Origin of the sequence: Algoriphagus sp. PAP.12 (genome assembly GCF_026652115.1) — a bacterium.
Taxonomy (GTDB): Bacteria; Bacteroidota; Bacteroidia; order Cytophagales; family Cyclobacteriaceae; genus Algoriphagus.
On sequence record NZ_JAPPSQ010000008.1, the window covers coordinates 187,956 to 213,305 of the forward strand.

24 protein-coding genes are annotated in these 25,350 nt (G+C 41.1%); 3 read left to right on the forward strand and 21 right to left on the reverse strand.

Annotated elements, in window-relative coordinates; genetic code table 11:
* Position 1: 1 nt before the first annotated feature.
* From O0V13_RS11855 to O0V13_RS11880, 6 genes are all read right to left on the reverse strand, one after another.
* Entirely contained in the window at positions 2 to 508 is a 507-nt protein-coding gene (locus O0V13_RS11855; protein ID WP_268035173.1) for a hypothetical protein, read from the reverse strand.
* A gap of 78 nt (positions 509 to 586) precedes the next feature.
* On the reverse strand, positions 587 to 1,249 hold the full coding sequence (locus tag O0V13_RS11860) for a phosphatidylserine decarboxylase family protein (protein ID WP_268035174.1): 663 nt from the start codon (positions 1,247 to 1,249) through the stop codon (positions 587 to 589).
* A gap of 70 nt (positions 1,250 to 1,319) precedes the next feature.
* Complete coding sequence (locus tag O0V13_RS11865; RefSeq protein ID WP_268035175.1) at positions 1,320 to 2,597, reverse strand: Glu/Leu/Phe/Val family dehydrogenase; 1,278 nt, start codon at positions 2,595 to 2,597, stop codon at positions 1,320 to 1,322.
* Between the two features lie 70 nt (positions 2,598 to 2,667).
* Positions 2,668 to 3,507: a phosphatidate cytidylyltransferase gene (locus O0V13_RS11870; RefSeq protein ID WP_268035176.1), complete on the reverse strand. Its 840-nt coding sequence runs from the start codon at positions 3,505 to 3,507 to the stop codon at positions 2,668 to 2,670.
* The gene (locus O0V13_RS11875) at positions 3,491 to 3,697 is read right to left on the reverse strand and encodes a putative signal transducing protein (RefSeq protein ID WP_268035177.1); all 207 of its coding nucleotides are present in this window, start codon (positions 3,695 to 3,697) and stop codon (positions 3,491 to 3,493) included. The genes O0V13_RS11870 and O0V13_RS11875 overlap by 17 nt, the downstream gene beginning before the upstream one ends.
* Entirely contained in the window at positions 3,681 to 4,625 is a 945-nt protein-coding gene (locus O0V13_RS11880) for a CPBP family intramembrane glutamic endopeptidase (RefSeq protein ID WP_268035178.1), read from the reverse strand. The genes O0V13_RS11875 and O0V13_RS11880 overlap by 17 nt, the downstream gene beginning before the upstream one ends.
* Before the next feature lie 37 nt (positions 4,626 to 4,662).
* Here O0V13_RS11880 and dusB point away from each other — a divergent pair, with 37 nt between their 5' ends.
* Both dusB and O0V13_RS11890 read left to right on the forward strand, forming a co-directional pair.
* Entirely contained in the window at positions 4,663 to 5,658 is a 996-nt protein-coding gene (gene dusB / locus O0V13_RS11885) for a tRNA dihydrouridine synthase DusB (protein ID WP_268035179.1), read from the forward strand.
* A 168-nt stretch (positions 5,659 to 5,826) separates the two neighbouring features.
* The gene (locus O0V13_RS11890) at positions 5,827 to 6,726 is read left to right on the forward strand and encodes a DMT family transporter (protein ID WP_268035180.1); all 900 of its coding nucleotides are present in this window, start codon (positions 5,827 to 5,829) and stop codon (positions 6,724 to 6,726) included.
* Here O0V13_RS11890 and O0V13_RS11895 read toward each other — a convergent pair whose 3' ends face one another.
* From O0V13_RS11895 to O0V13_RS11925, 7 genes are all read right to left on the reverse strand, one after another.
* Positions 6,727 to 7,617: a hypothetical protein gene (locus tag O0V13_RS11895; RefSeq protein ID WP_268035181.1), complete on the reverse strand. Its 891-nt coding sequence runs from the start codon at positions 7,615 to 7,617 to the stop codon at positions 6,727 to 6,729. It lies immediately after the preceding gene.
* Positions 7,618 to 7,680: 63 nt separating this feature from the next.
* Positions 7,681 to 8,754: a DUF3810 domain-containing protein gene (locus O0V13_RS11900; protein ID WP_268035182.1), complete on the reverse strand. Its 1,074-nt coding sequence runs from the start codon at positions 8,752 to 8,754 to the stop codon at positions 7,681 to 7,683.
* Between the two features lie 10 nt (positions 8,755 to 8,764).
* On the reverse strand, positions 8,765 to 9,349 hold the full coding sequence (locus O0V13_RS11905; protein ID WP_268035183.1) for a NifU family protein: 585 nt from the start codon (positions 9,347 to 9,349) through the stop codon (positions 8,765 to 8,767).
* 76 nt (positions 9,350 to 9,425) lie between these two features.
* Entirely contained in the window at positions 9,426 to 10,160 is a 735-nt protein-coding gene (locus O0V13_RS11910) for a ThuA domain-containing protein (protein ID WP_268035184.1), read from the reverse strand.
* An 87-nt stretch (positions 10,161 to 10,247) separates the two neighbouring features.
* The gene (locus tag O0V13_RS11915) at positions 10,248 to 11,342 is read right to left on the reverse strand and encodes a DUF4249 family protein (RefSeq protein WP_268035185.1); all 1,095 of its coding nucleotides are present in this window, start codon (positions 11,340 to 11,342) and stop codon (positions 10,248 to 10,250) included.
* Entirely contained in the window at positions 11,335 to 13,752 is a 2,418-nt protein-coding gene (locus tag O0V13_RS11920; protein WP_268035186.1) for a TonB-dependent receptor, read from the reverse strand. Before O0V13_RS11920 ends, O0V13_RS11915 begins: the two co-directional genes overlap by 8 nt.
* A gap of 61 nt (positions 13,753 to 13,813) precedes the next feature.
* Entirely contained in the window at positions 13,814 to 14,635 is an 822-nt protein-coding gene (locus O0V13_RS11925; protein ID WP_268035187.1) for a purine-nucleoside phosphorylase, read from the reverse strand.
* 81 nt (positions 14,636 to 14,716) lie between these two features.
* Between O0V13_RS11925 and O0V13_RS11930 the strand changes: the two genes are divergently transcribed.
* Positions 14,717 to 15,241, forward strand: coding sequence for an NADPH-dependent FMN reductase (locus O0V13_RS11930; RefSeq protein WP_268035188.1), 525 nt, complete (start codon positions 14,717 to 14,719; stop codon positions 15,239 to 15,241).
* A 3-nt stretch (positions 15,242 to 15,244) separates the two neighbouring features.
* On the opposite strand, the gene ftsZ is transcribed toward O0V13_RS11930, so the two are convergent.
* The 8 genes from ftsZ to mraY form a co-directional block, all read right to left on the reverse strand.
* Entirely contained in the window at positions 15,245 to 16,930 is a 1,686-nt protein-coding gene (gene ftsZ / locus O0V13_RS11935; RefSeq protein ID WP_268035189.1) for a cell division protein FtsZ, read from the reverse strand.
* 103 nt (positions 16,931 to 17,033) lie between these two features.
* The gene (gene ftsA, locus O0V13_RS11940) at positions 17,034 to 18,344 is read right to left on the reverse strand and encodes a cell division protein FtsA (RefSeq protein WP_268035191.1); all 1,311 of its coding nucleotides are present in this window, start codon (positions 18,342 to 18,344) and stop codon (positions 17,034 to 17,036) included.
* A 10-nt stretch (positions 18,345 to 18,354) separates the two neighbouring features.
* On the reverse strand, positions 18,355 to 19,113 hold the full coding sequence (locus O0V13_RS11945) for a cell division protein FtsQ/DivIB (protein ID WP_268035192.1): 759 nt from the start codon (positions 19,111 to 19,113) through the stop codon (positions 18,355 to 18,357).
* Positions 19,110 to 20,516: a UDP-N-acetylmuramate--L-alanine ligase gene (gene murC, locus O0V13_RS11950; protein ID WP_268035193.1), complete on the reverse strand. Its 1,407-nt coding sequence runs from the start codon at positions 20,514 to 20,516 to the stop codon at positions 19,110 to 19,112. Before murC ends, O0V13_RS11945 begins: the two co-directional genes overlap by 4 nt.
* The gene (murG, locus tag O0V13_RS11955) at positions 20,513 to 21,595 is read right to left on the reverse strand and encodes an undecaprenyldiphospho-muramoylpentapeptide beta-N-acetylglucosaminyltransferase (RefSeq protein WP_268035194.1); all 1,083 of its coding nucleotides are present in this window, start codon (positions 21,593 to 21,595) and stop codon (positions 20,513 to 20,515) included. The genes murC and murG overlap by 4 nt, the downstream gene beginning before the upstream one ends.
* A 23-nt stretch (positions 21,596 to 21,618) precedes the next feature.
* Entirely contained in the window at positions 21,619 to 22,788 is a 1,170-nt protein-coding gene (locus tag O0V13_RS11960; protein WP_073571037.1) for an FtsW/RodA/SpoVE family cell cycle protein, read from the reverse strand.
* Positions 22,785 to 24,137, reverse strand: a complete 1,353-nt coding sequence (murD, locus tag O0V13_RS11965; RefSeq protein ID WP_268035195.1) for a UDP-N-acetylmuramoyl-L-alanine--D-glutamate ligase — start codon at positions 24,135 to 24,137, stop codon at positions 22,785 to 22,787. Before murD ends, O0V13_RS11960 begins: the two co-directional genes overlap by 4 nt.
* Position 24,138: 1 nt before the next feature.
* Positions 24,139 to 25,350: a phospho-N-acetylmuramoyl-pentapeptide-transferase gene (mraY, locus tag O0V13_RS11970; RefSeq protein ID WP_268035196.1), complete on the reverse strand. Its 1,212-nt coding sequence runs from the start codon at positions 25,348 to 25,350 to the stop codon at positions 24,139 to 24,141.

A 25,350-nucleotide genomic window follows, 5' to 3' on the forward strand; every position in this document is an offset into this window, starting at 1 on the left:
CTTAATCGACTTTTATAAAGGTCCGAGCGGGGAATTCATCTGATTCTCCAGTTTCAAGTTCTAAATCATCCGGTTTTAGAATAAATTCCAATCCATTTTGGGAAAAAGTTAAAGTACCAGTCGGAATCATAAAAATATCGACAACCCCTGGTCTCATTTCCTCCTTGGGCCCATATCGAATCCATCTTGTATCTGATTCACCTCCCCAATAAAGTAAGGCGTCAGAATAATAATATTTAAAAATATCCCCCTTGTAATTGTACCAAGAGTCAGCTATCATTTGATAACCAAGAATATTCTCAGTCTCCGTTTCTCTCACAAATCTTTCATAGGTCATCAGGCTATCATTTTTGAAAGCCCAAGAATCTATCATCCAAATATCCAGAGAATCTACATAAGTTCTGTTTTCCCAAGTACCGATTAATGGACTCAAAGGTTCCTCTTTATCCTGACAGCTAAAAAGTGAAACTGAAAGAACAATAAGCATTAAATAAAAAATAGATTTCATAATAGGTTGTTTTAGTTGATACACCTATCACGAAATCTATTTAGAAAATGATACAATTGAAATGTATCTTTTTTTATTTCAGGATTTTAATCTGGCAATTGGAGTTCTACCTCCTTTGGTCACTTGCTCCAATGAAACCAGAATCTCAGCATCTAATGGTAAATACAAATCCACTCTTGATCCAAATTTGATAAAGCCAAACTCTCCGTTTTGCTCCAACTGGTCCCCTTCTTTGACATACCATTTGATTCTCCTAGCCAAAGCTCCAGCAATCTGTCTGACCATGATTTGAGTTCCATTTTTCATCTTCAGCACCATGGAAGTTCTCTCATTTTCCGTGCTGGATTTAGGATGCCAAGCCACCAAGTATTTCCCTGGGTGATATTTGAAAAACTCCACTTCCCCTTCCACTGGCGAACGATTAACGTGGACATTGATCGGAGACATAAAGATGGAAACCTGCTTTCTTTTTTCTTTCAGATATTCATCTTCTACTGCTTCTTCAATCACTACCACTTTGCCGTCTGCTGGAGCATAAACCAAACTATCATCCTTTGGGAGTTGGAAAATAGGGTTTCTGAAAAATTGCAGAATGATCAAATAAAATACGACGCTGACGATAAGACTGAAATTCAGCCAGAATCTAGCGTCAGGTAGAAAATAATACAATGCATAATTGGCTGCAGTTAAAATAATTAAGAGCCAAAATAAAAGAACTCGTCCTTCGCGATGTATGGTCATAGTATAAATGATAAGAGGCGTAGATTAAATCCACGCCTCAAAGATAAGTGTTTCTATTTATAGATTAGCCTTAGAAGCCTCCACGATAAGTATATGTTTGCGCCACTTTATCGATTGCAACGATATAAGCCGCAATTCTCATGGGCACATCATATTTTACAGCAGCCTGGTATACATTTTCAAAAGCATCCTTCATGATTCTGTCAGATCTTCTGTTAACTCTATCGGCAGTCCATTTGTACCCCAAACGGTTTTGTACCCATTCGAAATAAGAAACGGTTACACCGCCTGCGTTTGCCAAAATATCTGGAACAGCCATGATGCCTTTTTCATTGATAATTGCATCTGCTTTGGCAGAAGTCGGACCATTCGCACCTTCTACGATCAACTTAGCCTTAATGTCATGGACATTTTTGGCAGTGATCACATCTTCAACTGCTGCTGGCACCAATACATCAACCTCCAAAGTCAACAAATCCATGGCATTGTCCATCTTGTCTCCACCTTGGAATCCTTCAAGATGGCCTCCATTGGCATCCCTGAACTCGATTGCTTTGACGATGTCAATTCCTTTTTCGTTGTAGAAAGCTCCGGTATGATCAGAAATCGCAACAATCTTTAAGCCTCTTTCTTCTAAAAGTCTAGCTGCCCAAGACCCTACGTTTCCAAATCCTTGAACTGCACAAGTTGCTTGGAATGGATTGATTTTCAGCTTTTGCATCGCTGCAAGTGCTGAAACCATTACACCACGACCAGTTGCTTCTGTTCTTCCTAGTGAACCTCCCAAGACGGTTGGTTTCCCCGTCACTACCGAGTTCACGGTCATTCCTTTTGCTTTGGAGTATTCATCCATCAACCAGGCCATTTCTCTTGGCCCAGTTCCCATATCAGGGGCAGGTATATCTCTGTCCGGACCAAAATCGTCGACCATAGCCTTGGTGTATGCACGCATCAATCTTTCGATCTCTCCTTTGGACATCTCTCTAGGATTGCAACGTACGCCACCTTTACCACCACCATAAGGGATGTCTACAACCGCACACTTCCAGGTCATCCATGCTGCTAACGCTCTTACTTCATCGATATGTACATCTGGAGCAAATCGAATCCCACCCTTCGCAGGACCCAAAATATTAGAATGTACGACACGAATTCCTTCGAACACCTGAATCTTACCATTGTCCATGGTAATGGGTAGTGACACGATCACTTGACGGGCCGGATTTTTCAACACGTTGTAAACTTCATCAGACAATCCCAGCTTCTCAGCTGCAATGTTGAATCGTTCCATCATTGACTCCAGTGGATTTTCTTTATCCTTAATCGGAGCCGGTTCAATGTAAGCCATATTGGGTTTTTATTATGATAGTGAAATGCGACGCAAAATTAAATAGATTTTTAGTTTCCCCCGCCTTCAATTAGAAGATTTTCAAAAAGGCGGTAATAAATGGGGCCGATAATAACAATCCGTCAAAACGGTCCATAAAACCTCCATGCCCTGGAAGTACCGAACCTGAGTCTTTGATCTCAATAGATCTCTTAAAAAGTGACTCAATCAGGTCTCCATATGTACCTGCTATAATAATAATTCCAGCGATCACCAACCACTTCCAATCCTGAATGGAATGAAAATATCTTGCTATTAAAAATGAAACGGCAATCGCAGAAAACGCTCCTCCCAAAAAACCTTCCCAAGACTTTTTAGGAGATACTCTTTCAAATAGTTTGGTCTTCCCAAACTTGGTTCCTGCAAAGTAGGCTCCAGTATCACTTGCCCATAGAATAAGCAAGCAGCCTAATAGAATCTCGTAATGATAAACTTTGTCCACAGAAAACACTGCAAGGTTTAGCAGTGAGAACGGAACTGCCACATAAAAGATTCCTAAATAGGTAAAAGCTACGCCTGTAAATGGCTTTTTATCGGTCTTTTTATAGAGTTTGATAAAGAATACCAAAGATAGGATTGGGAAGATCAGGAAAAGGTATTCGTTAGGGAACTGCTCTTTCTCAATCAGGAACGTCACGGTAAAAGTCAACAATCCCAAAATCGTCCCGAAACTCTTTAATGGGAGCATTCCATCCAAGCCGCAAAGTTTATAAAACTCCATTTGGGCAAAGCCTAGAATGCATGCGAATACCAAAAAATAAGTCCAGTCTGAGAAAATAATTGCAGAAATTACCACTACAGCTCCTACGGCGGCGGTTATTGCTCTTTGACCCAGGTTGCTGTAGTTATTAATATTAAAACGAGATCTCATTCTGGATAATGTTTGTTGCTTTTAGGAGGTTTTCGCGATTAACGTGGACTTCATTCTTTCCAAAAACATTATAGACCGTTTCCTTTTTTTTCAAGACAACAGCCGGAATATCATTTTCCTCCAGTACCCCTTTTACGATTTCAGCCCTTACAGGCACTTCAGTTTCATAGACTTTAATCCAATTCTCCATCCGGTTCGGGCTTATTTTTTTGAAGGTAATAGATTCCCGCAATAAGGACTAATAATCCTACCAAAGCCATAGGATAAGACACTGTATCTGTTGATTCAATATCAAATTCTATCATTCCTTGATTGGAAGCATAGACCATTAAAACAGTAAAAGTATTATTAATAATATGGGCTAATATAGGATAAACAAGACTACCTGTGAATACATACATATATCCGAACATCGCACCTAAGAAAACTCTTGGCAAAAATCCGTAGAACTGTACGTGAATAGCAGAGAAAATAATTGCCGACAACCAAATTCCCCAATGTACTGAACCTGTATATAAATGCATTTTTGGCTGGAGAACCCCTCTAAAAAACATCTCCTCACCAATTCCTGCCAAAACCCCAATCACCAAAATCCCCGCCAGTAACTCGGGGATCGTCTGGAAATCTGTCAAATACTTGGTCATTTCCATCAACTGCTCCTCCATGGATCTCATCCAAGCTTCCAAAGAAGCCATGGATTCAGGAAGTACCATTTGAGAATTCCAGTAAATCAACAGGGCATTGAAGAACATTCCTCCAAAAGTAATCCCAAGCGCAACCCAGAATTTCTTGTTATTGAATCGTGAAAGCTGCAAATCCCATTTTAGGTTGGCTTTATCCAGCCAATGAATAATAATCCAAGCAGTGAGCCAAAAGCCTATACCAGAACCTAAACCTTGGATAAATAACATAGCCATCCGTCCATTTGGGATGCTATCATCCCCTTGCATCAAGGACATAATCTCCTCAATTGAGATATTAAAAAGGGGAACCGCGAGAGCTAAGGCTATTCCTTGAAGTAAAATAAGGACGCCAAGTGACACTAAAACAATGACTACCAGAGCCAAGAGCCAGCTTTTCCGCTTGGCTATTTCTGAATGAGTTTCGTAAATCTCCATATTTGGACGTAAATTTACGCCAAATTTATAATTAGCAGTGGTAAAGATAGGAAACTTAGAACTTGGAGATTATCCCCTTTTGCTGGCACCCATGGAAGATGTGAGTGATCCACCATTCCGTGCAGTATGTAAACAAAATGGGGCTGATTTGATGTACACCGAGTTTATCAGTTCGGAAGGGCTCATTAGAGATGCAGCCAAAAGCGTCCAAAAACTGGATATTTTCGACTACGAAAAGCCAATCGGGATTCAGATTTTCGGAAATGAAATCGAATCTATGAGAGAGGCTGCGGAGATTGTAGAAGAGGCCAAACCAGATATTTTGGATATTAATTACGGCTGTCCTGTTAATAAAGTAGCATGTAAAGGTGCTGGCGCTGGAATTCTTTTGGACATCGACAAGATGGTATCAATGACTGCTGAAATCGTCAAAGCTGTAAAAATCCCAGTGACTGTAAAAACCCGCCTAGGCTGGGATAATGATACCATCCGCATCGTCGAGGTTGCTGAAAGACTTCAAGATGTAGGAATCCAGGCAATCAGCATACATGCAAGAACCCGAAAGCAGATGTATAAAGGTGAGGCTGATTGGTCTTATTTGAATTTGGTAAAAGACAATCCAAGACTTCATATTCCTGTTTTTGGAAATGGTGATATCGACACCCCGGAAAGAGCTGCTGAGTATAAAGCAAAATACAATGTGGATGGCATGATGATCGGAAGAGCATCAATTGGATACCCTTGGATTTTCAATGAGATCAAACATTACTTGGCCACTGGTGAAAAATTAGCAGCTCCCACATTGGATGAAAGAATCGCTGTCGCCAAAAAGCATTTGGACTTTTCAGTAGAATGGAAAGGTGAGAAATTGGGAATTTTGGAAATGAGGAGGCATTACACCAATTATTTCAGAGGCATGCCCAACTTCAAACAATATCGAACTGAAATGGTCACCTCAGACACTTATGATGAGGTTTGTGCAATCTTGGATCAAGTCGCCAAGGTTTATGCAGACTATGAATTTTCCGTTTAATCAATTGAATATTAGATTTTTTTCATATTAATCGTCCCGATCCTGATATATATTGGGATCGGGACGATCAGCCTGACCAAGGATGTTTTTTTAAGACAGACACCTCTTTTTTAATGGGAATCTAAATTGGATTTGCTTTTTTTGCTTACGAATTCAATAAGCATCTGAATGTCTACTGGCAACTCCGAAAACACCGCAAAAAACTGGGCTTATCTGGGCATCCTAGCATTGGTTTGGGGCAGCTCATTTATATTAATAAAAAGAGGCCTTGTTATTTTTTCTCCCGGTGAAGTGGGCGCTTACCGAGTGGTAGCTGCTGCTACTTTTCTTCTTCCTTTATCCCTTCCACGAGTTCGACACCTCAATGCTACTCAAATCCAAAACCTGATTTTAGTTGGATTGGTTGGGAGCTTTATTCCTGCATTTCTTTTTGCAAAAGCTCAAACTCAACTTTCCAGTTCATTGACAAGTGTTCTAAATGCTTTGACACCTTTGTTTGTGGTTTTGGTAGGGTGGATTTTCTTTGGCTCCAGAATTACAAGACAGAATCTGATCGGTTTGGGAATTGCCTTTTTGGGCGTGATTTTCCTGGTTATGGCCAAAGAGGGCGTAGGATTTGGCGCTTTTTCCGACATCAATGCATACGCTTTCTTTGTGATCCTTGCCTGTACCTGTTATGGATTCAATCTCAACTTGATCAAATTTCGATTTGTCGAGTTGAAACCCATTGAAATTACCGCTATCTCTCTTTTAATGGTTTTGCCAGTGGCTCTGATTTATCTGATGATGGGTACGCAGTTTTCATACAAACTTGCCAACATCGATGGGGCATGGAAAGCCTTTGGCTACATCACCTTATTAGGAATAATGGGGACATCGCTGGCCCTAATTCTATTTAATATGCTGGTCAAGACTGCCAGTCCTGTATTCGCCAGTTCGGTAACTTATTTGATCCCAATTGTAGCCATCATTTGGGGAGTTTGGGATGGTGAAGTCCTTCTTTGGGGACATTATTTAGGTTTTGCAGCCGTGATTTTTGGAGTCTGGGTAGGGAATCGGAAAAAATAACTACTCCTTCCCATAATTCTTAAGTTCCTTTTTGGTCATTTCACGTGTAATCACTTCCTCTGGAAATATCACTTCAAAAGGACCATAATTTTCCAATAGGACTGACTCTCCATTTATTGCAAAATTTACTGGGATGATCTTATTCTTGATTAATCCTTCCTCATTTTTCACCACCTCCATCACTGCCATTCTTACATGTTTTCCTCCTTGATAATTATCTCCTGCTGAGGTTGCCAAAACATCACCTGGGAATACTTCTTGTCCCAATTGCACCTGTTGGGAACCTGATTTCAAAACCATGATTTTGGTAACCTTACCGTCCTCATGGTAAATCTCAATAAAATTCTCTGAACGGGTAAAATCCAAATTTTCACTTGATTTATCATTACTCATACTCAAACCTGCAACAATACCCTTTCGAGGCGCAACTATTTCAACCTCTTCATCAAAATGAAAGGAAATACCTACGTACTCATCATTGTGTTCTTTGGGTTGCAGGCGATTTTCCAGATGGGTCATGGGTACAGATCTTACAGTAGTCCCTTCCTTTACCGGGACCAAATAAATCGGCTCTACCTTTGTTTTACCGTAAATATTTCCCTTCACAAAAGTGTATTTATAAGAGTAATTGGTCCTTTGGTTAGACTGCAGCGGTTTAAGCGTTGTTAATCTACCTTTTCCAGGATTGGCTATGGCTATAACTCTTGAACCACCCGTAGTAGAAAGATTTAATAAAACCGGAAACTCCAATAAAACAGTGTAGGTCATTTCACTACTATTAACATAATTCAAAGTAACCTCACCTTTATCATCCCTTTCGGAGGTAACCTCGATTTGGGAAAAAGCTGAGAAAGAAAAAGTCAACAATAAAAAACTAACGAAATATTTCATAATAGATGGTATTAAGGATGAAAACTAAACGCATCTTACAACTTTTCAAACCTTTTAATGGAATTAAAAATCTTTCATCCTTTCTCTCCAAGCAAATGCAAGCATTGGAAGCTGCTGATAGCTGTTGATTCCTGCTTTCACGCCTTGGGATTTTAGAAAAATATCATTGGTTTTCTGGCTCAATTCAATAGATATAGGCTTATACTTATTATTGATTTCCTGAATTGCCCTGATGTCATTTTTGATCCCTTGGTCTAGAGTTTTTACCCATTCTTTATATTTATCGGGTGCCATTTTATAATAATCCCTAACCTGATACATGAGCAGTCGCAGGTGACCTGAGTACCGCAAAAGTGGGTCCGGAGAGTTGGTGGTAATTACCCAAGCAATAAAATTCGCTTCTCCTTCATTGGTTACCCCATAGCTATGCGCCATTTCATGAGCCACCGTGAAAGGCTGTTCCAATGGATGCAATGAAGGGTCAATATAGCTTTCACCTGTGTATGGAAAATAAATTCCCAAGATCCCCATTTTCCTCATAAATCCCGGAGGTGGGAATAATTTGGTTCTAGGTTTTCCTGTAAAATTCAAACCCAACATATCCAAATTATCCCTTATGTTGCCTCGAACTACTCTTTCCAAATCTGGATAGGAAATAATCCCTTCAATCGCTGAAGTATCATTTGTAATCTGATACCTAGACTGTGTCGCCAATCTTTGAGTAATGCGTATCTCCAACTCTACTTGCTCCAAATTCAAAGCTTTGGGGGTCAATGAAAGTTGTTTGAAAATCGGGGTTCGCTGATAATTAAATCCCCATAAGACCAAAAAAAAGAAAACTAAAGCTCCTAAAGCATTTAGTAGTGATCTAAAGGAAAAAAGTGCTTTTGCTTTCCACCCTTCTTTTTTCAGTAATCTTCTGAGAAATATTCCCAAAAGAATAAGTACGGAAAGTATAAACAAATAAACGCTGGGGAATGGCAGATACCCCAGCGTTTTATCAATCACATTCCGAATTACCGGAAAGAATTTTCTAGAATAGATTTCATCTGTTGCTTCCGGGTTATGAGCAGCGATCCATCGAATACCTAAAGCGATTAAGCCTAATAATGCCCAGGACCAATCTCTCTTACCCATAAAACAACTATCAAATACCTTCTGCCTCTACTTCCTTCACATCATCAGGAAGCATACGGGTAAGCAAGTTTTGAATTCCGGCTTTCAAAGTGATCGTACTGGAAGGACATCCAGAACAAGAACCCTGAAGCAATACTTTTACAACACCATCTTTGAATGAATGGAACACTATTGCTCCTCCATCTTGCTCCACAGCTGGTCGGATGTATTCATCCAAAACCCCTTTGATCTTCTTGACCACTTCAGAATCATTTTCATCAAATAAAGGATCTTTGTCCAATACTACCTGAACTGGCTTTTTACCAGCTTCTAAATAGTCTTTGATATGATCTCTAATGATATGTTGGATTTCTGGCCATTCCACATCTTCAGACTTGGTTACGGTCACAAAGTTGGAAGCTATAAATACGCGCTGCACAGCAGCAAAATTGAATAATTCTTTTGCCAAAGGGCTATTTTCAGTGCTTTTCTCATCTGGATAGTCAAAGCTAAGACCATCTTCGACCAGCATGAAATTGGCCACAAATTTCAAAGAGTTCGGATTCGGATTTGCCTCCATGTAGAGGTGAACCGGTTTAGCTTGTGCTTTTAGCATAAGTCTTTCGTGTTTTTTTGAAATAAACCCTTTGCAGGGGGATTAGTTCCTGCAAAGGTAATTTTCCTGAGGGAAATTATTTCATAGGCTCCCCAGTAGCTGCATACCAGATGCCACCAGCTAGGTGTTTAAGGAAGTCAGCATCTTGATAAGCTGACTCTACGTGGCCTAATGCAGTATAGAAAACTCTGCCGCCGTCAAATTCATGATACCAAGCCATTGGGTGATTATCACCATTTCCTTTGGCAGGCTTATAAGTACTCTCATCAGCTTTGATCAATACTTTGATATCAGGATTGATCTCTCTGAATTCATACAACTCATCGTACCACAGCCAGTTTTTAGGCAAATGCCAGGTAGCTGGATGATTTTGATCCACTACTTCCAATCTCAAGGTCTGCTGAGCTGGGTGAGTCAAAAAGTAAGCGCCGATCATTTTATTATACCAAGGCCATTCGTATTCAGTGTCAGTCGCAGAGTGAATTCCTACCACTCCTTTTCCACTTTGTACGAATTTTTGAAAAGCAGCTTTTTGTTCTGCATTGAAGATGGTTCCTGTAGTAGAAGCCAAGATTACCACATCGTATTTCTCAAGATTTTCATCTGTAAAAGCTCCCGCATCTTCGGTCACATATACTCCAAAACCTTGGGTTTTCCCCAAGTTTTTCAAAGCCACTACGGCATCAGGAATTGATTGATGTCTAAATCCAGCAGTTTTACTAAATACAAGGGCTCGAAATTGCTGGGCACTCGCCACGAAGCTTAGGCAGAAAAATACTGCAATTGCTGAAAGGAATATTTTCAGTTTCATAGGTTTTGGGTTGATTTTGTGAAGATTCGAAAATACAAAAACCTCAGGCTTAAAGCCTATTTTTTTTACAATTGGCAGAATGTGTTTTTACTGGTCAAACCACCAATGGGGAGTATCGTTTGAACTGGAAGGAAATTCACTACACCGGAGACAAGTTTTAGGATAATCATCTATCGGTCTGGCAGGATCATAGGTACAAGGAGGCTCAATGACAAAAGAAACATCACTTGGCACAGTGTATATCCTACTCTGAGAAACTCTGGCCACCTCAAAATATCCCAAAACCACTTCTTCTGGAAAATGTACACTGAATACGTTGCCTTTGATTGGGGCTGGAGGAGAGTCAAAAACTGAACCTGAATTATTCACCAATTCTCGAACTTTTCTCCAATATTCAAAAGACTCTTTGGAGGTACTTACCTGTCGGACATTGAAATAATGTCTGCTCAGAAAAGATTCATCCACTTTCCTCTCTGCGACCAACTGAGTATTGCTTCTTTGTTCCGAATCCACGTTCTCTCCGTTAAAAAGTGTAATTCTCTCCGGGTCGGGAAAACCAAAAACATAGCAATCCGGAGGTGGATTATTAAAAGGGTTTGGGAAAAAGGTCAAATCCCAATAATAGGCTTCATCCACGTCCCATCTTAAATAATAAGGTTCATCTGAATCAGGCAGCTTACTGTCCGAATAGATAGAGACGAAAGCAGTTTCTGGAGATCCTTTGAACTCTCCTCTCTGGAATTCATACCTCAATTCATCCTCACCAACAGTATCAGGCATTTTTTGAGGATCCGTTCGATATTCATTCCCGCTGACTAGAATTTCCAAATGGTAATAAACCTCATCTTCCAATTTATAAGACCGATCCAATTTGTACTTCCCGTCTTCGGACATATTCATCAGGACCTTCTCATCCCTCTCATTTACCAAGTAAACCATAGCAGAAGACACAGGCCGAGGAAGATCGTTTATCACATAAAATTGCCCAGTGTAAACAGGCTCTCGATCGGCAGAGGTAGTTTCTGAAAGGAAAACATATTGATCCTCATCCAGATTGCTGATTTGGCCAGAGACGATCAATTTAGCTACTCCTTTATCAAGCGGAAAGGAGATTTGATCCACGCAGGAATTGAATGAAAGCAGTACCAAAACAAGAGAGAAAAGAGATTTCAACCTATTCATCTGCACCTCCTCCAAATTGAATACTGTATGAAATAGAAGGAAATACGGCTCCCAAAATTGATAATCTATAAGGTCTCAACTGACTGGTATCTCCGTCCTTTTGCCAAAAAACAGAATAAGCATTTCGCCTTCCAAGAAGGTTATAAATGGAGAGATTCAGGCTATCTCCTTTTTTAGAAAAAACTTTCTCAAGCGTATAAGAAACATCCACCCGGAAATAATCTGGAATTCGATACTGATTCCTGTCGCTATATTCTGGGATCACCAAACCATTGATGATGTAATTGGCATTAACAGCATTGACGGGACGGCCTGTTGAATAATTGGCGCTGAGATTGAATAATCCCCGAGGATACATTTTTCGGCTAAGAATAAAATTCACTTCATGCGGCTTATCATAATTACTCGGGTACCATTCACCCCGATTGATTTGAGTTTCCTCATATTCTCCCAGACTTCTGAAAAATGATCTGGAATAAGTATAGGCCAACCAGCCTGTTATCACTCCCAGATTCTTTTTGATCAAAAACTCAGCTCCATAAGCTTTTCCTTCTCCAAAAACCAATTCTGTTTCCATATGTTGATTCAAGAAAACCTGAGCAAAATCCCTGTATTCGACCTGATTTTGCACTTTTCGATAAAAACCATCGATAGAGAACTCCCATTTGTTATCCTTGGAGTTTCGAAAGAAACCCATTGAAAAATTATCGGATTTCTGAGGCTGAATGTAAGGTGTACTCAATTGCCAAAGATCAATCGGCGTCGGACCAAAAGTGTTGCTTATCGATTGAATGTATTGATAGAGCCTGGCGTAACTAAGCTTCATAGAAGCATTTGCGGTTAGATTTTGGCGGATCGCCAATCTCGGTTCAAAACCAGAATAAGGTTGGATTGAACTCTTTTCATAAACAGTTTCTCCGGTGATATTTTCTTCCAAGATTGGAGCAGAAGATTGATATTGGAATACAGTATCAGGCCCTAGTTGATTGTAGGTAGAATACCTCAGTCCTGCTACAAAACCAGTATTTTCGGAAATATCCCATTCCAAACTGCTGAAAATAGCGGCTTCAAATCCTCTTTCCTTTTCTATTTTCTCTGAATTGAAATTGGATTCAGAATTGTAAGGACTGAGGATTTCCGGTTGCCCTCTGTAATTCACCATTTCCAATCCAGATGTGATCGAAACAACTTCATTTGCCCAAGTAGCACTTAGCTTGCCATGTTGATATCTCATTCCATTATCCACTCTGGCAGCATCCAAGCCTTCAGGATCAAAAAAAGCATTGTCAAAATCTCCGTCAGCCAGCAAAGCAACAACGGACCATTTTTCTCCAATAATTCCTTTATATCTCAAAGAACTGACCCGATTAGACCAATCGTAGCCAAACTCATTAGAGAATTTGAAATAATCTCCCGTCATCAAAGTATTGAACTCTATATTATGCCCTTGAGCGAGATTCCAATTCAACCCCAAATAAGCGTCATGAAAGTTCAATTTAGAGTTTTGAAGATCGTAGTCTCTTGCCTGTTTCAGAAGCCAATTGGTATTGGAAACCCTAGCCCCGAAAATCAAACTGAGCTTATCTTTTTTCAATGGTCCTTCAATAAGAAGCTTTCCATTGGAAGTACCAACTCCAACCGCTCCTTTCCAATTATTCATGTCTCCTGGCCGCATTAAAATATTCAATGCTGACCCTGCTCTCCCCCCAAAGTTTGCCGGAAGATTCCCTTTATACAGACTGAAAGTCTCAGTTACATCAGTATTAAAAGCAGAAAGAAAGCCCAAAGCATGATTGGAACTCAAGACTATTGCCTCGTTCATCATCAATAGATTTTGGTCTGTTTTCGCGCCACGGACATTGATTCCTGAGGTTCCCTCTCCGACTGTACTTACACCAGGCAATAATTGGAGTCCTTTGAAAATATCTGCCTCTCCTAGAAATGCAGGAATAGCTTTTAGCTCTTGAGCTGTGAGTTTTGTCAGTCCGGTGATAGGGTTTCTAACATTCCGATCTGGCTGATCAGACATCACCACGACACCTTCCAGTTCGAAACTTTTCTCCTTCATGGTAATGTCCACCACCCCATTATCGAAAAGAATAACTTCAGTAAAAACCGGGATTCGAGAAGAATGACGAAAAGTAACTTTATGAATTCCCGGCTGGATTTTGATAAAGTATGTCCCAAATTTATCTGTATTGACACCCGAATAAAATCCATCCACATGGAGTCCAACCCCCTCAATTCCTTGCTTAGATTCTGGGTCCAAAACCTTTCCCGTCAAAACATAATTTTCCAGATGGGCTGTTTCCTTTTTTCCAAATTCAAAAACCAATGAATCTACCTGGGAAAACGAAACATTCACCAAGAAAAACCAAAGTATAAAAAATAAGATTGAGGGTTTATTCATTGATGCTTAAAATACATCAAATTGACTAAACCTTTCTAAAAATGAATTAAAAGATCATTTTTTAATCCAAAGAAGCAATCAATTCTCTCATAACATTAGCCATGATAGGTTCCGCGACAGCAGCTGCAGCCAATACTTCCTGAATTGTAATTCTTTTGATTTTCCCCTCCACTCCCAAATCTGTGATTGCTGAAATCCCAAAAACTTCCAATCCTGCCTGATTTGCAACGATTACCTCAGGAACTGTGCTCATTCCTACCGCATCAGCACCGATGGTTCTCAAATATTTGTACTCGGCAGGAGTTTCCAAATTTGGACCTTGCACACCGGCATAGACACCAGTATGAAGTTTTACTCCCAATTTTTCACCTATTGATAAAGCCCTTTCTATCAGTTTTTTTGAATAAGCCTCACTCATATCCGGGAATCGAGGCCCAAACTCTTCTGGATTATGCCCTCTCAGTGGATTTTCGGGAAACAAGTCAATATGATCTGCTATAATCATCACATCTCCTACTTCTTGCGCTGGATTCAATCCACCCGAAGCATTGGACACAAAAAGCCTTGAAACCCCCAATGCCTTCATCACACGAACAGGAAATGTAACCTGCTTCATGCTATAGCCCTCGTAGTAATGAAATCTTCCTTTCATGGCTACAACTTTTTTTCCTGCCAGAGTTCCAAAAATCAATTTTCCAGAGTGACTCTCCACAGTCGAAATTGGGAAATGGGGTATTTCAGAATAATCAACTTCCAATTCAACTTCGATCTGATCACCTAATTTTCCCAAACCAGTACCGAGAATGATTAAATTCTGAGGATTATCAGGATAAAGGTTCTTAAGAAATTGAGCAGCTTCAGCGATTTGAGATTGATAATTCATAGGAAAAGTGATTTGAAGCAAAGATATTAATATTGCCCTTTCAAAGAACTTTAATTCAGGATAGCTTTCAATTCACTAGAAATGATCAAGATCATAGTCGGTACAAATCGTAAAAATTCAGTTTCTAAAACCATTGCAGAACTCTATCAGGAAATTTTAAAGTCCAAAGGAGCCGAATCTGAAATTTTGGAATTGGAAGACTTGCCGTCAGATTTTATCGATACAGCATTGTATGAAAACAATGGACAAAATGAAGCTTACAATGCTTTTCATGATCGCATTGAAGAAGGAAAAAAGTTTGTTTTCATCGTTCCAGAATACAATGGATCTTTCCCAGGAATCTTGAAAACCTTCATAGACGGGATGAACTATCCCAATACCTTTAAAAACAAAAAAGCCGCACTAGTCGGCCTTTCTTCTGGAATCGGCGGAGGTGGCATCGCTTTGAGCCACCTCACCGATATATTCCATTACCTAGGGATGCATGTCCTTGCTCTAAAGCCGAAACTGGCCAAAATAGAGCAGAATATGTCAGATAACCTGCTCACCAACAGGTTGTATTTGGAACTTCTGCATTCCCAGGCTGAGATGTTGCTTGACTTTTAGGACTTAGTCCACGTTGTCATGCAAGAACCTATTGTTACCTAGGATCTCGTTATCATCAGAGACATTGAACTTGCTGATGTTGTTTTCTGAGCTATGCTCAGGCTCATTCAAAGTCACGTTTTTTCTCAAGTAAGCAGGAACTTCCATCTTTTCCTTTAACTCTTCTGGAGTCGGATTGAACGAACGGTTTCCTTTAAGCTTTTCAAATCTCTCATGAGCTCTTTGAATTGCTTTCTGCTTCATTTGCTCGTAGTAATCATTGGCATAAACCGGCTTTGCGGGCTCTGCTTCCACTTTTGCTTCAGGAGCTTTCACTTCTTCAGGCTCTTCTTCGTACAAATCATGCACGATTTTCTCTTGCTGAACTGGCTTCACTTCAGGTTTTCTCTCTTCTGATTTTCCAAAATCAAAAGTGAATGAGTTCTGCTTTGGTTGCTCTGTACGTGGAGCGGGAGCTGGCTCTTCTACAGGCTCAGGAGTGGAAGGAGCTGATTGAACTGGCGCTTTTGGAGTATTAAAAACGAAAGTTGTCCCATTGCTGATCGGTTCTTCTTTTACTTTCTCAGTCTTTCCAGAATCTAAGTTGATAACCGTTTTCACTTCTTCAACTTCTGGAGCAGGGCTTGGCTCAGGTTTTACAGCTTGGACTGGTGCGGGAATAGGCGCTGCTGCAACTGGCTGTGCTGTAGTTTGCTCAGACTGAGCAGAACCAGCCAATTTATCCATCTCGAACCCCGTAGCAATTACGGTCACACGGATAGCTTTACCCAATTCTTGGTCGATACCCTGACCGAAGATAACCTCAGCATTATCACCGGCTTTCTCCTGGATGTACTCAGTGATTTCACTCAATTCGTCCATAGACAATTCCTCATCCTCACCAGACATGATGGAAAGAAGGATTTTTTGAGCCCCTTTGATATCTACATTATTCAAAAGCGGAGAAGAGATGGCTGCTCCAGCTGCACGGATCGCACGACCTTCGCCTTCTTCAGTTGATGATCCCATCACAGCAGCTCCAGCATCTTTCATGACTGTCTTCACATCTTCAAAATCCACGTTTACATCTTGGTGGATTGTGATGATCTCAGCGATTGATTTAGCAGCTGTAGTCAAAATATCATCAGCTTTACCGAAAGCAGTTCTAATCGCCAAGTTGCCATAGATTTCTCTCAACTTGTCATTCAAAATTACCAAAACGGTATCACAGCTTTCTCTCAAGGACTCGATACCCGATTGAGCAACTGACATCTTTTTTCTACCCTCAAACATAAATGGCGCAGTCACGATACCCACGGTAAGGATATTCAATTCCTTCGCGATTTTTGCGATGATCGGAGCAGCACCAGTGCCGGTACCACCACCCATACCAGCAGTGATAAATACCATTTTCGTATTGTCTGCCAACAATTCACGGATCTCATCTTGAGACTCGATTGCGGCATTTTTCCCTTGCTCAGGGTTTGCACCAGCACCCAAACCTTCAGTAAGGTTGGCTCCCAATTGCAAACGAAGAGGAACAGGGCTTGATTTCAAGGCTTGAGCATCGGTATTGACTACCACAAACTCTACATCCTTGATTCCTTGGCTAAACATATGGTTTACGGCATTTGAGCCGCCACCACCTACGCCAATTACCTTGATAATTGACTTTTGATTCTTCGGTAGGTCGAATCTGTAATCTTTCATGTTATCTGACATATTTATTAATTGGTGAATTGTGTTTCATTGTTAAAAAGGGAAAATCAGGGAAATAGAAGACAGCATCTTATATCTCCCCCAATCATAAGCCCTAGTAATTTCCGTCGTCTCCGATGTCATCGTGAATTATACTTTTCAGCTTATCACCGATGTTTCGGAAAATATCTTTTGCGTTAAAATCTTTTTTATTGACACTACTTTGAGGGATAGCATTTGCAACCCTAGTGTTGTAGCTATTATCTCTATCGTCCAAAGCTTTGAAGCCTGCCAAAACCAATCCTACAGAGGTCGCATACATCGGACTTTTCACTTCCTCCACCACAGACTTGCCCAAGTGTTCATTAGGATATCCAATACGTGTATCCAATCCGGTCATGTATTCGAAAAGCTGAGAAATAAACTGAAGCTGAGAACCACCACCAGTGATCACGATACCTCCAGCCAATTTCTTGTAATGACCACTTTGCATGATTTCGTTTTGAACGATCTCAATGATTTCTTCCATCCTTGCCTGGATGATTGATGCCAAGTTTCTAATAGAAATTTCCTTTGGCGGTCTGTTTCTCAATCCCGGAATGGAAACGATTTCATTTGGATTCGCCTCTTCAGCAATGGCTTTTCCAAATCTGGTTTTTAGCAACTCTGCTTGGTTTTGCATCACCATACAGCCTTCCTTAATATCCTTGGTGATGATATTACCACCCAATGGAATTACTGCAGTATGCCGGATGATATTCTCATAGAAAATGGCAATATCTGTAGTACCACCACCGATATCCACAAGACAAACACCAGCTTCTTTTTCCTCATCACTCAAAACTGAAAGCGAACTAGCCAAAGGCTCCAGAATCAACTGCTTGGAAGTCAAATCTGCTCTTCTGACACATCTATTGATGTTATTGATCGCTGTAGTTTGTGCGGTGATGATATGGAAATCCGCTTCCAATCTGGTTCCGGACATTCCTACTGGATCTTTGATTCCACCTTCGTAATCAACGGTGTAATCCTGTGGCATCACGTGGATGATTCTGTTTCCAGGAGGGACCAAAATATTCTCCATTTCAGAAGATAGCCTTCTTACGTCCTCCACAGTGATCTCATCATCAGTTGGAGATCGCATGATACTTCCGCTTTGGATTTTGCTTTGGATATGCTGACCTGCAATCCCTACAATCACTTCACCAATTTCCACATCAGCCATATCAGAAGCATCTTCCACAGCTTTTTGGATCGCATGAACAGTCTTGTCAATATTGGTCACCACGCCACGGTCTACTCCGTCAGAGACAGCTTTACCCATCCCGAGAACTTCAAGTTTTCCGTATTCATTTTTGCGACCGACGATCGCGCAAATCTTCGTGGTTCCGATGTCCAGTCCGACGATTAATTTTTCGTTTTCCATATCCAAGCTATTATTCACAAACAATTTGATCCTTAAATTTCACGCTCACCCTGCTGTAGGCATCCCATCCTTTGCGGGGTAATATCTCTTTGTAAAAAATCTGGATTCGATCAAACTTGTCATCCAAGTCCATCGCATTTCCAAACTCTATAATTTGTTTTCCCACCTGCTGATACATTCTGATATCATTGGGTGAGTTCACCTCCAATTCTGTAATCTGGGCATTCCAAAACTCATCCTCAGTGATGTACTCAATCAGATCCATCAACTCAGGCATTTCCGCCATCACATCACCTTTTTCCATCAGCTTTTCAGCTTGCTTTCCTTCCAAAATCAACACCCTACTGGTGTATGATTGAGAAGTTGGAATCACTTTCCCTTCAGTGGTGATGTATCCATCTGCAGCCAAAGGCCTTGCGATTCTGGCAATCGGTTGGTGTTGAGAAATACTCAAATTCAATATCCCTTTTTGGCCAATTGTCGCCTCCACAGACTTGACAAATGGATGGCCTCCAATTCTATTTTCAATTTCTTTCAAAGGCACTTCTTCCAGCACCAATCCTGCTTTCAGATCTGGAAAAGACGTTTCCAATATTTTTCTGATCTCCTTGTCTTCCACGAAGTACAAACCAGACACTCCACTGATTGAAATTTCAGCTCCTTGATAAGTTTTATAGTCACTTTGTTTCTCAACAAAACCAATAAATCCAACCAGCACTAAGCAGAGGACTAGAAATGCCAATGTCTTTTTCAGATTCGCCTTCTTCATACCTCTGTTGGGTTTAAGCGTGAACGAGTCCATTTTGCAATCCCAGGAACCAATCGATCAATGTCTCCAGCTCCTAATGTCACCAAGACTTCAGGTTGATTTTCTTCGAGATAGGCCATGACATTTTCCTTGGAAACCACACCTTTCTTACCTGATTGGATTTCACCCAAAAGCATTTCTGAACTCACTCCTTCAATCGGCAACTCCCTAGCCGGGTAGATATCCAATAGGATTACCTCATCTGCCAATGACAAGCTTTCAGAGAATCCATCTGCAAAATCTCTGGTCCTGGTATACAAATGAGGCTGAAAGACAACAGTCAATTTCTTGCCTGGGAACATTGCTATCACCGAGCTCAAACAAGCCCTGATTTCCTCAGGGTGATGAGCGTAGTCATCGATATAAACCAAATTGCCTTCGTTGACATGGATCTCAAATCTTCTTTTCACGCCTTTGAAAGATCTTACTCCTTCCCGGATTTCATTTTCAGTGAATTGATGATCCAAGCAAACAGCAATGGCAGCTAAAGCATTTTCAACATTGTGAAACCCAGGAATAAACAATTCCAATCCTTTGATTTCCTTATCTCCATCAACATAGTCGAATTGGAAGGATCCAGGTCTTGCTTGGATATTTTCAGCTTTAATGCCATCAGATCTCAATCCATAGAATCTGGTTTTCTCCAAAGGCAAACTCTTGTTTCCAAGGCGATAGGCTGCATTGTTTTGGATGTAGAGTTTCCCCTTTTTATCCAAAAGAGCAATAAACTCTCTGAAACCATCCAAAATAGAATCCTCAGTTCCGTAGATATCCAAATGATCAGGATCGGCACTAGTCACAATCGCCTCATTCGGATGAAGTCTTAGGAAAGACCGATCAAATTCATCTGCCTCAACCACTACCACAGGTTCGCCCTTTTGGGCATTCAGGATCAAATTGCTTTGATAATTCTGAGTTATCCCACCCAAAAATGCTGTCACTGGCTTACCAGCCGACTTAAACAAATGGGCTACCATGGAAGAAGTTGTCGTTTTCCCATGCGTCCCAGCCACAGCAATACTGTGATGAGAAGAGGTTAAGACACCCAAAACTTCAGATCTCTTTTTCATTTCGAATCCGTTTGATTCGAAAAAGTTGAGCAATACAGAATTCTTAGGAATAGCAGGTGTCCATACGATCAATACTTTGGAAGCCTCTTCCTTATATTGGGATGGAACCGTCTCCAAATCATCTGCAAAGCTGATTTGAATTCCTTCATTGATGAGCTCATCAGTCAAAGGCGAAGAAGTCTTATCATATCCTGCCACAGCAAATCCCTCATGATGGAACCACCTGGCCAAGGCACTCATACCTATGCCACCAATTCCGAGGAAATACACGCTATTTTTACCTTTGAAACTCATGCAATCAGTTGCTCTATTTCATTTACTATGGCTTCAGCCGCTAGAGGCTTCGCCAACTTTTTAATATTCTTACCGAGACTTCCTACCAATTCCGGATTGGAAAGCACCTCGTCTGTTTTTTCTTTTAAATGCCCAACAGCCTCTTTGTCTTTCAACAAAACCGCAGCATCATGAACCACATAAGCCAAGGCGTTTTTGGTCTGATGATCTTCTGCCACATTAGGAGATGGAATGAAAATCACGGGCTTTCCGACCAATGAAAGTTCAGATACTGACAAAGCTCCTGCTCTGGAGATAATGATGTCAGCAGCCGCATAGGCCAAATCCATCTCTTTGATGAATTCTCTCAAATGGATATGCTTCAGGGAGGCTTTTTCTGTCGCCTCAAGCATGTCTTTGAAATAGAACTTTCCAGACTGCCAAAGCACTTGGTATCCATCTCGATCAAAGGCTTTCATATCCTTCAACATGCCTTGATTAAGAGTTCTAGCCCCCAAAGAGCCACCCAAAACCAAAACTGTTTTACGTTCAGGATCCAAACCAAAATGTTCAAGGGCTTGCTCCCTTTTTCCATCCAGATGAAGAATATCCTTCCTTACTGGATTTCCGGTATAGGCAATTCTATCCTCTGGGAAGAACTGGTTCATATCCGGATAGGCAACGCATATTTTCTTGGCTCTTTTAGCCAGGATTTTATTAGTCAATCCCGCATAGGAATTTTGCTCCTGTACGAGAGTTGGGATCTTTTTCCCCTGAGCTGCATAGAGCACAGGTCCACTTGCATAGCCCCCTACTCCAACTACCACATTGGGTCTGAAGTCCTTGACGATATCAGATGCCTGGGACAAGCTTTTCATCAACTTGAATGGAAAACTCAAGTTGGCTAAAGTCAACTTTCGCTGAAGGCCAGCCACTGGCAATCCCACAATCTGGTATCCAGCTTCAGGAACTTTCTGCATTTCCATTTTGCCTAAGGCCCCCACAAATAGCACCTCACTGTCAGGATGTTTTTCTTTCCAGGCATTAGCAATAGCAATCGCCGGATAGATATGTCCACCGGTTCCACCACCACTGATCAAAATGCGATATGTAGATTGCTGTCCTATGATAATGCAGGTTTAAGTTTTGGTCGGTTCATAGCCGAACCAGTTTGTATTTCGTCCTGGTGATCACCCCGACTCACACTGAGGATAATTCCCAATGAGATTCCTGTGAATACCAAGGAGGTTCCTCCCATACTCAATAAAGGCAAAGGCAAACCTGTGATGGGGCCTAGTCCAACGGCCACGGCCATATTGACTAAGGCTTGGATCACCAAAGCAAAGCTGAGCCCTGCGGAAAGTAATCCTCCAAATGCTTTATTGGAATTGGCAACGATTCTCATTCCCCGATATAGCAAAGCCAAATAGAGAAATAGAACTGTCACACCGCCTACCATTCCATATTCCTCAATGATGATCGCATAAATGAAATCTGAGTATGGGTGAGGCAATGAATTTCTTTGCTCTGAATTTCCAGGACCTTTTCCTGTTACACCACCAGTTGCAATGGCTATATAAGATTGCTCGGCTTGAAAAGGAATCTCATCTTTATCCATAAAGGATTCTATTCTGGATCTGAAGGTTCCCCCTCTTTGTCCCAAGAATACCGCGGAGGTCAATCCTAAAACTCCAACCATGACTACGATCACCAGATATTTCATTGGAACTCGACCGATGAACATGATCAGTAAGCAGGTAGAAAGCAACAAAATTGCCGTGGACATATTCGCCAAAGCGATCAATAAGCTGATGATCCCGATTGCGATGATGATTGGCAGGAAGGTGCTTTTGAAATCCTTGATATTGTTTTGGCGTCTAGCAAGCATGGCTGCCAATGCAGCAATCAAAGCAAGCTTTGCCAAATCCGAAGGCTGGAATGCCTGATTGATCACTGGAATAGTCAACCAACGATTGGCCTCATTGATATTGGAACCAAATAGGTACGTCACCAACAACAAGGGCATGCTGATATACATGGCCAAGCGAGCATAAAGTGCATAGTTTTTATAGGGAACTTTATGTGCCAACCACATCACGAATAGTGATACAAAAACCAACGAAGCATGACGAAAAAGGTACAATTCAGTATTTCCTCCGGCATATTTATAGGCTAATGAGCCGGTCGCGGAATACACCACCAGGATACTGAAAAGAGAAAGCAAAATCACGATGCCCCAAATAATCGGGTCACCCTTGAAATGCTCATCTATCCATGTTTTAAACTGACTCATGCGCTTACTTCTAATTTTAATTCCTGAACTGCAGATCGAAACTGATTTCCGCGGTCCTCATAATTTTTGAACAAGTCAAAACTTGCACAAGCTGGCGATAACAAAACCGTATCACCTGCCACTCCCATATCCAATCCCCATCGAACAGCCTCAGCAATTTTTTGGGTTTCTCTGATTTCAGAAATTGATCCTGAGAAAGCCTTTTTCAGCTTTTCATTGTCTTTTCCCAAACAGATCAGAGCCTTCACCTTTCCATTGGTCTCAGGTAAAAGCAATGAATAATCATTTCCTTTATCCACTCCACCAGCGATCCAAATCAATGGATTCTGGAAACTGCCTAAAGCATAATAAGTAGCTTCTACATTGGTCCCTTTGCTGTCATTGATGAAGCTTACTCCATTGATTTCACCAACAGGTTCCATTCTATGTGGAGCATTCTTGAAAGATTTCAATCCTTCCAAAAGCTGACCTTCAGTCACACCAGCCAAAACAGCTGCGGTGCTTGCGAAAAGCGTATTCAGCACATTATGCTTTCCTTTCAAAGGCAAAGCCGATTCAGGGATGGAAACTTTCTTTTCATTCACTTGAATCACCAAAGTTTCTCCTGCCAAAGAGGCTCCATTTTCCAATTGACTTTTCAAGGAAACCGGAAGCATCTGAGCTTTTATTTTCACCGAATCAATCCCTTTCAAACTGATGGGATCTTCAGGGCAATACACTGCGAAATCCTCCTTGAGCTGGTTTTTGAACAAGCTCACCTTGGATAGCATATACTTTTCAACTTGGTAGTCGTAGCGATCCAAATGATCTGGAGTAATATTGGTCAGCATCCCGATGGCAGGTCGGATAGAAATCATTCCGTCAATCTGGAAACTGCTACACTCCAATACCCACCAATCATAATCTTGATCGACTAATTGTGCAGCCCAACTTTGACCCACATTACCAGCAAGTCCGACATCCAACCCGGCCTCTTTCATCAAGTGATAAGTCAGCAAAGTGGTGGTGGTTTTCCCGTTGGTTCCGGTAATCGCTATCACTTTTCCCTTGGAGAATCTGGATGCAAATTCCAACTCATCGATCACAGCAATTCCTTCCTGAATTGCTTTTTGTATCAAAGGAGCCTTCTCGGGAATACCTGGACTCTTGATAATCAAATCAGAATGAAGCACCTTTTCTTCTGTATGCGTTCCTTCTTCAAAATCTATCCCCTCAGTTTGCAAACGCACCTTTCTGGATTCAGAAATAACTCCTGCATCCGTTACAAAAACAGCATAGCCTTCCTTTTTTGCGAGCAATGCTGCTCCCAATCCACTCTCTCCGGCTCCTATGATGGCTACGCGCTTCATTTTATCTCAACTTCAAAGTTGCTAGGGTCATGACTGCCAATAGAATCCCCACAATCCAAAATCTTGTCACGATTTTGGCTTCTGGAATATTCTTTTTCTGATAATGATGATGGAGTGGGGACATCAGGAATATCCTTCTGCCTTCTCCATATTTTTTCTTCGTGTATTTGAAATAGCTGACTTGTAATACCACACTGACATTTTCGATCACGAAAATCCCACACATGATTGGAATCAATAGTTCTTTGCGAAGTGTCAAAGCCAAAACGGCAATCACTCCACCCAGCATCAATGATCCAGTATCCCCCATAAAAACTTGAGCTGGATAAGCATTGTACCATAAGAAACCAATACAGGCACCGATGAATGCAGATGCAAAAATCACCAACTCGCCTGATCCAGGGATATACATGATATTGAGATATTGGGAGAAAATCGCATTACCACTCAGGTAAGCGAAAATCGCAATCGTCAACCCAATTATGGCCGATGTTCCAGCCGCCAGACCATCTATTCCATCTGTGATATTGGCTCCGTTAGAAACAGCAGTGATGATGAAAATCACCACCAAAATGTATAGAACAGGGGTCATAGCTTCTCCCATAAAACCTAGGATAGTTTCATAGTTCAGCTCATTGTTTTTGACAAAAGGAATGGTAGTCTTTGCTATTTTCACATCTTGATAAGCAGGAGTTTCAATGACTCCTTCCTCGATAGAAACAGGATTTTGAAACTCACGAATCACTACATCCTCATGGAAATAAAGTGTCGCTCCAACGATCACACCGATTCCGATCTGACCAATGATCTTAAATCGACCCGCTAGTCCTTCCTTGTTCTTTTTGAAAACCTTGATGTAATCATCCAGGAAGCCAATTCCGCCCAACCAAACCGTCGTAACCAATAACAAGATGATGTAGATATTATCCAGGTCTCCGAACAAAAGAGTAGGAATCAAAATCGCAGCAATGATCATCAAACCACCCATCGTAGGAGTTCCTTTCTTTTGGCTTTGGCCTTCCAAACCCAAATCACGGACAGTCTCACCGATCTGCTTGTTTCTGATCCAAGCGATGATTTTGTGACCGAAAGTAATGGTGATGATCAAGGACAGAACCGCAGCCATCCCAGCTCGGAACGAGATGTATTTGAACACCCCCGCACCAGGGATATCCAACACTCCGTCTAAGTAGTCAAAAATGGGGTACAACAT